Genomic DNA, 9305 nt, shown 5'->3' on the forward strand with positions numbered 1-9305 from the left:
ATTTACCTTTTGCCATTTTTCGACTCCGAAAAAAACGATTTCAACGTATGCAGATGGGTTGCAATGCTGCCGTTGCAACCCCCAAAAACTGGTGCCCTTTGCGGGAATCGGACCCGCGACCTCTCCCTTACCAAGGGAGTGCTCTACCACTGAGCCAAAAGGGCTTTTGTCTAACCAAATCGCATTCCGGCGCCGAACCGGGTCTCTGGAGCGGGAGACGGGAATCGAACCCGCGTCATCAGCTTGGAAGGCTGGGGTTCTACCATTGAACTACTCCCGCATCGGGGGCACTTCAAGGCACCCAAAGCGCTAGATCCAATCGCTCTTAGAAACCAAATTCATCGCTGGTGGAGAGGGCTGGATTCGAACCAGCGTACTCGTAAGAGGGCAGATTTACAGTCTGCTGCCATTAACCACTCGGCCACCTCTCCGGCGAACCTCGAAATATAGCACGATTTTGTGACTACTCAGAAACCCCAGCATCAAGAAGATGCGGAGAAACTGCCTCGAGGCCAAGCCCACGATTATTGCCCAAAGTTCACCCCTGCGATTGCTGCGCCTCCCGCCACGCACGCGCTTCGCCGAAATGTCCGCAGCCAATGAACGGCACGGGCGGGCGCAACGCCGAAAGCGGCGACGGATGATTCGACATCAGCACCTTATGGTGCCCAACGTCGATCAACGCACGCTTACTCTGCGCATGCGAACCCCATAGCATAAAAACAACAGGCTTCTCGCCGGCCGAAACATGGCGAATGACGGCATCCGTCAGCACTTCCCAGCCCCGGCCCGCATGGCTGGCCGGCTGGGCCTCCTCGACCGTCAGGCAGGTGTTGAGCAGCAGCACGCCATGGGTTGCCCACTTCACCAGGCTGCCGCCCGGGTTCGGAAACGGCGGTGGCGCCGTGCCCAGGTCGCGTTGCAACTCCTTGAAGATGTTGCGAAGCGACGGCGGCAGCGCCACGCCGGGCGCCACCGAGAACGCCAGCCCCTCGGCCTGGCCGCGCCCGTGGTACGGGTCCTGGCCCAGGATCACCACGCGCACGTCTTCGGGCGGCGTCAGTTCCAGCGCGCGCAACGGCTGCGGCGGAAAGATCACCGCACCGGCATCGAGGCGCTCGCGCAGAAAACCCAGCAGCTTCTGCCCGACGGCCCCGGCAAAGAATTCATCGACCAGCGGCTGCCAGCCCGGCGCCACCGGCCAGTCGGCGGGATCGCTGCTCGACAGATGGTCGGGCGGGCTCATTGGAACAACGCAGCGAGGGCCTCGCCGGGTTCCTTGGCACGCATGAACGCTTCGCCGACCAGGAATGCACTGACGCCCGCCGCACGCAGCGTGGCGACGTCTTCGCGCGTGGCAATGCCCGATTCGGTCACCGGCAGCCGGTCGGCCGGCAACCTGGGCAGCAGATCGATGGTGGCCTGGATCGACACCTCGAAATTGCGCAGGTTGCGGTTGTTGACGCCGATCAGCGCCGTCTTGAGCTTCAACGCGCGGTCGAGTTCGGCCGCGTCGTGCACCTCCACCAGCACCGACATGCCGAGCCCGCGCGCAATCGCTTCGTAGTCTTTCATTTGCGCATCGTCCAGGCACGCGGCAATCAGCAAGATTGCATCGGCGCCCATCGCGCGCGACTCGTACACCTGGTACGCATCGACGATGAAATCCTTGCGCAGCACCGGCAGGTCGCACGAGGCGCGGGCCTGCTTCAGGTAGTCGACGCTGCCCTGGAAGAACTGCTTGTCGGTCAGCACCGAGAGGCAGGCCGCGCTGATGGTGCCGTTGCCTTCGGCGTAGCTCTGCGCAATGTCGGCCGGAATGAAGTCTTCGCGCAGCACGCCCTTGCTCGGGCTGGCCTTCTTGACTTCGGCGATCACGGCGGCCTGGCCGGCTGCGATCTTGGCGCGCAATGCGGCTTCGAAATCACGCGTCAGCACGCGGCTTTCGGCGTCGAAACGAATGGCGTCGAGCGGCGTGCGCTTCAGCGCGGCGGCCACTTCCTGGCGCTTGACGGCGACGATCTTGTCGAGGATGTCTGACATGGCTTGTTCTGCTTTCGATGTGTTGCGGACTCAGACGGTCGTGGAGGCCTTGACCAGTTCCGCCAGCTTGGCTTTCGCCGCGCCCGAGGCCACGGCGGCGCGCGAGCGCTCCACGCCGGCCGCCACCGAATCGACCACGTTCGCCGCATACAGCGCGGCACCGGCGTTGAGCAGCACGATGTCGAGCGCGGGGCCGGCCTGATTGTCGAGCACGCCCAGCAGCATCGCCTTCGACTGCTCGGGCGTTTCCACGCGCAGCGCGCGGTTGCTCGACATGGCAAAGCCGAAGTCCTCCGGGTGCAGTTCGTATTCGCGGATCTCGCCGTCTTTCAGTTCGCCCACCATGGTGGCGGCGCCGAGCGAGATTTCGTCCATGCCGTCGCGGCCATAGACAACCATCGCGTGCTCGGTGCCCAGCCGCTGCAGCGCGCGCACCTGAATGCCCACCAGGTCGGCGTGGAACACGCCCATCAGGATGTTCGGCGCGCCCGCCGGGTTGGTCAGCGGCCCCAGGATGTTGAAGATGGTCTTGATGCCCAGTTCCTTGCGCACCGGTGCCACGTTCTTCATGGCCGGATGGTGGTTTGGCGCGAACATGAAGCCGATGCCGCACGCCTCGATGGAGCGCGCGATCTGCTCCGGGTTGAGGTTGATGTTCACGCCCAGCGCCTCCAGCACGTCGGCACTGCCCGATTTGCTCGACACGCTGCGCCCGCCATGCTTGCTGACCTTGGCGCCCGCCGCGGCCGCGACGAACATCGAGCAGGTCGAGATGTTGAAGGTGTGCGAGCCATCGCCGCCGGTGCCGACGATGTCCACGAGATTCGTCGTGTCCTTGACCGGCACCTTGGTCGACACCTCGCGCATCACCTGCGCGGCGGCGGTGATCTCGCCGATGGTTTCCTTCTTCACGCGCAGGCCGGTGATCAGCGCGGCCATCATCACGGGCGTGCACTCGCCGCTCATGATGAGCCGCACGATGTGCAGCATCTCGTCGTGGAAGACTTCGCGGTGCTCGATGGTGCGCTGCAGCGCTTCCTGGGGGGTGATCATGGGGAGTCTCCTCGGTAGATGTCAGTGGCCGACGCGAACGGCCGGCGCGTCGGTGAACGCAAGCTTGAGGCCGAAGCCGATGAACAGGACGCCGGCCACGCGGTCCAGCCAGTGCATGCCCTTCTGCACGGCGCCGCGGCGCGCCATCCAGCCCGCGGCCAGGGCCCAGCCCACGTTGACGGGGATCGCATTGAGGTTGAATAGCACGCCCAGCAGCACGAAGTACAGGGCCTTGTCGTCGGCGCCGGGGGCAATGAACTGCGGCACGAAAGCCAGGAAGAACAACGCCACCTTGGGGTTGAGCACATTCGTCCAGAAGCCGCCAAGGAAGATCGCCTTGAGCCCGCGCTCTCCGCTCACCGCGGCAGCGGCCTTGCCCAGGTCCGTGGGCGGCGCCGCGCGAGACAGCACCATGCGCACGCCAAGGTAGAGCAGATAGGCCGCGCCGATGTACTTGAGCACCGTGAAGGCCGCCGCCGACGTTGCCATCAACGTGCCCACGCCGACCGCCGCCGCGAAGATGTGAACGAAGCAACCGGCGGTGATGCCGAGCCCGGCGACGATGCCGGCGCGCACGCCGGAGCGCAGCGAGTTCGTCACGATGTAGAGCACGTCGGGCCCCGGCGTGAGGTTCAGCAGCCAGCCGGCGGCGATGAAGGCGAGCAGATGGGGAAGATCGGGCATCGCGTCCTCGCCGGGTTCAGGATTTGAAGAACGCGCGAATCGCGGCCACGGCGCGATCGACGCCGGCCGCATCCACATCGAGGTGCGTCACGAACCGCAGGCGATACAGCCCCGTCGCGAGAATGCCCTGGCTGTTGAGGCTCGCAATCAGTTCCGACGAACGCGACTGCGCCGCACCCGTGAGGTCGGCGAACACGATGTTCGTGTGCGGCGCCTCGACCGTCAGGCCTTCGATGCCTTCGAGCCCTTGCGCCAGGCGCCGGGCCAGTGCATGGTCGTCTGCCAGGCGGTCGACGTGGTGGTCCAGCGCATGCGAAGCCGCAGCCGCCAGCAGGCCTGCCTGACGCATGCCGCCGCCCGCCATCTTGCGAACGCGATGCGCCCGCGCGATGAACTCGCGCGACCCGACCAGCGCCGAGCCGATGGGCGCGCCCAGGCCCTTGCTGAAGCAGACCGACACGCTGTCGAAGCATTGCGCAATGCGGCGGGCTTCGGCGCGAATGTCGCTGCGCTTGTTCTGCGCAGCCTGCGCCGTGGCGGCATTGAAGAGACGCGCACCGTCCAGATGCCGTTGCAGGCCCTTGCGCTTTGCCAGTTCCGTCGCAGCCTGCACGTACTCGAACGGCAGCAGCTTGCCGCCCAGCGTGTTCTCCAGCGCCAGCAGCCGCGTGCGCGCGAAGTGCGCGTCGTCGGGCTTGATGGCCGCTTCGATCTGCGCGAGCGGCAACGTGCCGTCGGACGCATGGTCGAGCGGCTGCGGCTGCACGCTGCCGAACACCGCGGCGCCGCCGCCTTCCCAGCGGTAGCAGTGCGCCTGCTGGCCCACGATGTATTCGTCGCCACGGCCGCAATGCGACAGGATGGCGCACAGGTTGCTCTGCGTGCCGGTGGGCACGAACAGCGCGGCCTCGAAGCCCAGCAGCGCGGCAATCTTCTCTTGCAGCGCGTTCACGCTCGGGTCGGTGCCGAAGACGTCGTCGCCCAGCGGCGCCGCCATCATGGCCTCGCGCATCGCGGGCGTGGGTTGCGTGACGGTGTCGCTGCGCAGATCAACGATGGAGGTGCGATCGGTCATGGTGGGTCAGTCCAGGAAGTTCTTGAGCATGGCGTGGCCGTGCTCCGTCAGGATGGATTCGGGGTGGAACTGCACGCCTTCGATGCGCACGTCATGCGCAAACCCGGTGTGCCGAACACCCATGATCTCGCCATCGTCGGTCCAGGCAGTGACAGCCAGTGCCTTCGGGCAGCTCTCGCGCTCGATCGAGAGCGAGTGATACCGGTTGACGACGAACCTTTCGGGCAGTCCCGCGAACACGCCTTCGCGCGTGGTCGTGATCTCGCTGGTCTTGCCATGCATGAGTTGCTGTGCGCGAACGATCTTGCCGCCGAAGGCCGCGCCGATGGCCTGGTGGCCCAGGCACACGCCAAGAATCGGCAGCTTGCCCGCGAAGGCCTCGATGGCCGCCACCGACACGCCCGCTTCCGCCGGCGAGCACGGCCCCGGCGACACCACCAGCCGCGTGACGCCCGAGGCGATCAGTTCACCGATCTGCTCGACGGATATCTCGTCGTTGCGATGCACCCGCACATCCGCACCCAGCTCGCCGAAGTACTGGACGATGTTGTAGGTGAAGCTGTCGTAGTTGTCGATCATCAGCAGCTTCATGGCTTGCTCACAATCCGGTGCACGCCCTTCACCACGGGAAAGACGTTGAAGTTGATCAGCAGGCCCAGCTTGAGGCCCGACAGCCGCAGCGCGGCCAGCACCTGCGCGCGGTGCAGGTCGGTCAGCACATCGACCGCCTTGAGCTCCACGATGACCGACTGCTCGATCACGAAGCCCGCGCGGTACACCTCGCCCAGCGAGCGGCCCTTGTAGGTGGCCGACAGCGCCACGTCGCGCGTGAAGCCGATCTCGCGCTCGGCCAGCTCGATGGCCAGCGCGGCCGCATAAGCGCCCTCGTCGAGCCCCGTGCCGAGCACGCGTTGCACCTCGACGGCGGCGCCGATGATCTCGTGCGAAAAGTCGTTTTGAATATCCGGTGCGGTGCTCATTCCAGGCCTTCCTCGACCAGTTCGGCGGCACGCAGGAGTGCGCGCGCCTTGGCCTCTGTTTCTTTCCATTCCAGCTCAGGCACCGAGTCGGCGACCACGCCGGCTGCGGCCTGCACGTGCAGCATCTGGTCTTTCACGATGCCGGTACGGATCGCGATGGCCACGTCCATGTCGCCCGCGTAGCTGATGTAGCCGCAGGCGCCGCCGTAGAGGCCGCGCTTGGTGGGCTCCAACTGGTCGATGAGTTCCATCGCGTGCACCTTGGGCGCGCCGGTCAGCGTGCCGGCCGGGAACGTGGCCTTCAGCACGTCGATGGCGGTCATGCCGTCTTTCAGCGTGCCTTCGACGTTGCTCACGATGTGCATCACGTGGCTGTAGCGTTCCACCGCGAAGGCCTCGGTCACCTTCACGGTGCCGGTCTTGGCGATGCGCCCGATGTCGTTGCGCGCGAGGTCGATCAGCATGACGTGCTCGGCGCGCTCCTTCGGGTCGTTGATGAGTTCTTCTTCCGCGGCCTTGTCGAGTTCGAGCGACGCACCGCGCGGACGCGTGCCGGCCAGCGGACGGATGGTGATCTTCTGTTCGCCATCGCCCGTGTTCTCCTGGCGCACCAGGATCTCGGGCGACGCGCCCACCACATGGAAATCGCCCAAGTGGTAGTAGTACATGTAGGGCGAGGGGTTCAGCGAACGCAGCGCGCGGTACAGCGACAGCGGCGACTCGGTGTAGCGCTTGCTGATGCGCTGGCCCACCTGCACCTGCATGAAGTCGCCAGCGGCGATCATTTCCTTGGCCCGCTCCACGGCCGCGATGTAGTCGGCTTTTGCAAAGCTGCGCTCGGGCGGATGCGCCTGCGTGGGCTTCACGATGGGCGCGCTCACCGAGTACTTGAGCTTTTCCTTCAGCTCGCGCAAGCGGCGCTTGCCGGCGGCATAGGCTTCGGGCTGCTTCGGATCGGCATAGACGATCAGGTAGAGCTTGCCCGAAAGGTTGTCGATGACGGCCAGCTCTTCGCACTGCAGCAACAGGATGTCGGGGCAGCCCAGCGTGTCGGGCGGGCAGCTCTTTTCGAGCTTGCGCTCGATGTGGCGCACCGTGTCGTAGCCGAAGTAGCCGGCCAGGCCGCCGCAAAAGCGCGGCAGGCCAGGCCGTAGCGCGACCTTGAAGCGCTTCTGGTAGGCCGCCACAAAGTCCAGCGGATTGCCGATGACGGTTTCGACCACCTGGCCATCGGTCACCACTTCGGTCCTGGCGTCGGCACCGAAGCCGGTGGCGCGGAGCAGCGTGCGCGCCGGCAAGCCGATGAAGCTGTAGCGCCCGAAGCGCTCGCCACCCACCACCGATTCGAGCAGGAAGCTGTGCTTGCCGCCGCCCTGCGAGTGGGCCAGCTTGAGGTACAGGGAAAGGGGCGTTTCGAGGTCGGCAAAGGCCTCGGCCATCAGGGGAATACGGTTGTAGCCCTGGGCGCTGAGGCTCTTGAATTCAAGTTCGGTGATCACGGATTCGTTCTCCAATTGCCACCCGGCGCTGCTTTGGCTGGCCGGTGGCAAGGTCATTCACGGGTGGGTCCGGCGTCGAAGTATGCGTGTCGACTCGGAACCGCGGGCGCACGGCAGGCGCCGTGCAATCAAACAGTCGGCGATGTATGGCGACGCCAGGGCCAGGCTCCCCGGCTGCCTTCACCTGTTTGATTGATGTGATGAACGAACATGGAAAGCCGAGTTTAGCCCACGAAAACGCCCGAGCGTGCAATAGAGCGCGACTTGCCCTGGCTTCAGGGTTCCCCCGAAGGCCGCGCCGTAAAACAAAAAGATACATTCGCACGACCGTTCGCAAATTCCAGGAGGCTCACTTGCTCGCACTCTCGCTCCCGACCGTGTTCTCCCTGCTTTCGCCCTTCTCGCGACTCCCCCGGCTGTCCCGGCTGGCCGCCATGGCCTGCCTTGCCACCGCGGCGCTCGGCGCCTCTGCCGCGCAGGTCGACGTGGCTGGCGTCAAGCTCGAAGACCGCATGGATTTGCGCGGCACCGCCCTGCAGCTCAACGGCGCGGGCGTTCGCTACAAGGCCATCTTCAAGGTCTACACGGCCGGCCTGTACGTGGGCAAGAAGGTCTCCACCACCGAAGAGGCCCTGGCCGCGCCGGGCCCCAAGCGCGTGGCCATCACGATGCTGCGCGACATCGACGCCAACGAACTCGGCAAGCTCTTCACCAAGGGCGTGGAAGAGAACTCGCCCAAGAGCGAGATGGTCAACCTGATCCCCGGGCTGCTGCGCATGGGCCAGATGTTCGCGGACCAGAAGCAGTTGAAGACCGGCGACACCTTCACCATCGACTGGCTGCCGGGCACCGGCACCGTCATTACCGTGCGCGGCGTGGCGCAGCCCGATCCGGTGAAGGAGCCGGCCTTCTTCAATGCGCTGCTGCGCATCTGGCTCGGCCCGAATCCGGCCGACTGGAAACTGAAGGACGCGCTGCTGGGCAAGCAGTAGAAGCGGAAGGCGGCAAGCGCGCGCTTGTCCTTCCTCGTTCGCGCTTCTTCCTCTTCTCCTTTTTTCTTTTCTCAGGCCGCCGTCGCCGATAGCTCGGCGAGCGAATCCACGAAGCCATCCGCGTCCACGCCGCGCACCGGCTCGCCGTGGTTGTAGCCATAGCTGACCAGCACCACCGGACAGCCCGCCGCGCGCGCGGCGCGCGCGTCGTTGCTCGAATCGCCGACCATCAGCGTGCGCGCCGGCACGGTGCCGAGCGCTTCGCAGGTCTTCAGCAGCGGCAGCGGATCGGGCTTCTTGCGCTCGAAGGCATCGCCGCCGAACACCATCTCGAAAAACCCATCGAGCCCTTTCGCGGCCAGCAGCGGCTTGGCGAACGAGGTCGGCTTGTTGGTAAGGCACGCCAGCCGCAGGCCGCGCGCACGCAGGGCCTCGAGCCCGTCGATGACGCCCGGGTACACGGCGGAATGCTGGCCGTTGATGGCCAGGTAGTGATGCTGGTAGCGCACCCAGGCCTTGTCGAACAGCGCCTCGGCCCTGGCCTTCAGCGCGGCGGCTTCGGCGGCGGTGGGGGTGGGTGTGGTGCCGGCGGGCGTCATGACGTGCGCGAGCGCCGAAAGAATCAAGTGCTCGGAGCCCTTGCCGACCATCACTTCGATGGCGGCGGGTGCGACGTGGGGCAGCGAGAGGTCGTCGAGCATGCGGTTGAGCGACGCGGCGAAATCACCGAGCGTGTCGACCATGGTGCCGTCGAGGTCGACGATGGCGGCGTCGAAGCGGGAGAGGTCAGGAGGAAGAGTGTTCAAGGCAGGCGACTGGAGTTCAGAGGTTTTCGCGGCGCGGTGACGCAGCCCTCTTATTAGAGTTGAAAACATGGCGTGTCATCGCGCCGTTGCTGCTGCTGTTTCTGGGCGCTCTTGTTCTTGGGGCCGCTGTTTTGGAGCGGGTGCGGGTGCGGGTTCATTCAGGGCGCGTGCGA

At 65.5% G+C, this 9305-nt stretch carries 10 protein-coding genes and 3 tRNA genes; 1 reads left to right on the forward strand and 12 read right to left on the reverse strand.

Features of this window, described 5'->3' with window-relative positions:
• Positions 1-89: 89 nt before the first annotated feature.
• The 11 genes from DBV14_RS31230 to trpE all read right to left on the reverse strand — a co-directional run bounded on the left by DBV14_RS31230 (position 90) and on the right by trpE (position 7334).
• Positions 90-164: transfer RNA gene (locus DBV14_RS31230), tRNA-Thr, on the reverse strand.
• 42 nt (positions 165-206) lie between these two features.
• A tRNA-Gly gene (locus DBV14_RS31235) sits at positions 207-280 on the reverse strand.
• A gap of 65 nt (positions 281-345) precedes the next feature.
• Positions 346-431, reverse strand: a tRNA-Tyr gene (locus DBV14_RS31240).
• A 107-nt stretch (positions 432-538) separates the two neighbouring features.
• On the reverse strand, positions 539-1246 hold the full coding sequence (locus DBV14_RS31245; protein WP_124465512.1) for a uracil-DNA glycosylase: 708 nt from the start codon (positions 1244-1246) through the stop codon (positions 539-541).
• Positions 1243-2043: an indole-3-glycerol phosphate synthase TrpC gene (trpC, locus tag DBV14_RS31250; protein WP_124465514.1), complete on the reverse strand. Its 801-nt coding sequence runs from the start codon at positions 2041-2043 to the stop codon at positions 1243-1245. The genes DBV14_RS31245 and trpC overlap by 4 nt, the downstream gene beginning before the upstream one ends.
• Before the next feature lie 30 nt (positions 2044-2073).
• The gene (gene trpD, locus DBV14_RS31255) at positions 2074-3096 is read right to left on the reverse strand and encodes an anthranilate phosphoribosyltransferase (RefSeq protein ID WP_124465517.1); all 1023 of its coding nucleotides are present in this window, start codon (positions 3094-3096) and stop codon (positions 2074-2076) included.
• A gap of 21 nt (positions 3097-3117) precedes the next feature.
• Positions 3118-3780: a LysE family translocator gene (locus DBV14_RS31260; RefSeq protein WP_124465520.1), complete on the reverse strand. Its 663-nt coding sequence runs from the start codon at positions 3778-3780 to the stop codon at positions 3118-3120.
• Positions 3781-3796: 16 nt separating this feature from the next.
• Positions 3797-4855, reverse strand: coding sequence for a low-specificity L-threonine aldolase (ltaE, locus tag DBV14_RS31265; protein WP_124465523.1), 1059 nt, complete (start codon positions 4853-4855; stop codon positions 3797-3799).
• A 6-nt stretch (positions 4856-4861) separates the two neighbouring features.
• Positions 4862-5446, reverse strand: coding sequence for an aminodeoxychorismate/anthranilate synthase component II (locus DBV14_RS31270; protein ID WP_124465526.1), 585 nt, complete (start codon positions 5444-5446; stop codon positions 4862-4864).
• Complete coding sequence (locus DBV14_RS31275; protein ID WP_124465528.1) at positions 5443-5835, reverse strand: GxxExxY protein; 393 nt, start codon at positions 5833-5835, stop codon at positions 5443-5445. The genes DBV14_RS31270 and DBV14_RS31275 overlap by 4 nt, the downstream gene beginning before the upstream one ends.
• Complete coding sequence (gene trpE, locus DBV14_RS31280; RefSeq protein ID WP_124465531.1) at positions 5832-7334, reverse strand: anthranilate synthase component I; 1503 nt, start codon at positions 7332-7334, stop codon at positions 5832-5834. Before trpE ends, DBV14_RS31275 begins: the two co-directional genes overlap by 4 nt.
• Positions 7335-7768: 434 nt before the next feature.
• Between trpE and DBV14_RS31285 the strand changes: the two genes are divergently transcribed.
• Positions 7769-8326, forward strand: a complete 558-nt coding sequence (locus DBV14_RS31285; RefSeq protein WP_124465537.1) for a chalcone isomerase family protein — start codon at positions 7769-7771, stop codon at positions 8324-8326.
• A 71-nt stretch (positions 8327-8397) separates the two neighbouring features.
• On the opposite strand, the gene gph is transcribed toward DBV14_RS31285, so the two are convergent.
• A complete protein-coding gene (gene gph / locus DBV14_RS31290; RefSeq protein ID WP_124465534.1) occupies positions 8398-9132 on the reverse strand; it encodes a phosphoglycolate phosphatase in 735 nt (244 codons plus the stop codon).
• Between the last annotated feature and the right edge of the window lie 173 nt (positions 9133-9305).

Origin of the sequence: Variovorax sp. KBW07 (genome assembly GCF_003852515.1) — a bacterium.
Lineage (GTDB): Bacteria > Pseudomonadota > Gammaproteobacteria > Burkholderiales > Burkholderiaceae_C > Variovorax.

Coding starts and splice junctions, on each gene's coding strand:
- DBV14_RS31245 (WP_124465512.1), bottom strand. CDS start 1,246: ATGAGCCCGCCCGACCATCTGTCGAGCAGCGATCCCGCCGACTGGCCG.
- trpC (WP_124465514.1), bottom strand. CDS start 2,043: ATGTCAGACATCCTCGACAAGATCGTCGCCGTCAAGCGCCAGGAAGTG.
- trpD (WP_124465517.1), bottom strand. CDS start 3,096: ATGATCACCCCCCAGGAAGCGCTGCAGCGCACCATCGAGCACCGCGAA.
- DBV14_RS31260 (WP_124465520.1), bottom strand. CDS start 3,780: ATGCCCGATCTTCCCCATCTGCTCGCCTTCATCGCCGCCGGCTGGCTG.
- ltaE (WP_124465523.1), bottom strand. CDS start 4,855: ATGACCGATCGCACCTCCATCGTTGATCTGCGCAGCGACACCGTCACG.
- DBV14_RS31270 (WP_124465526.1), bottom strand. CDS start 5,446: ATGAAGCTGCTGATGATCGACAACTACGACAGCTTCACCTACAACATC.
- DBV14_RS31275 (WP_124465528.1), bottom strand. CDS start 5,835: ATGAGCACCGCACCGGATATTCAAAACGACTTTTCGCACGAGATCATC.
- DBV14_RS31285 (WP_124465537.1), top strand. CDS start 7,769: ATGGCCTGCCTTGCCACCGCGGCGCTCGGCGCCTCTGCCGCGCAGGTC.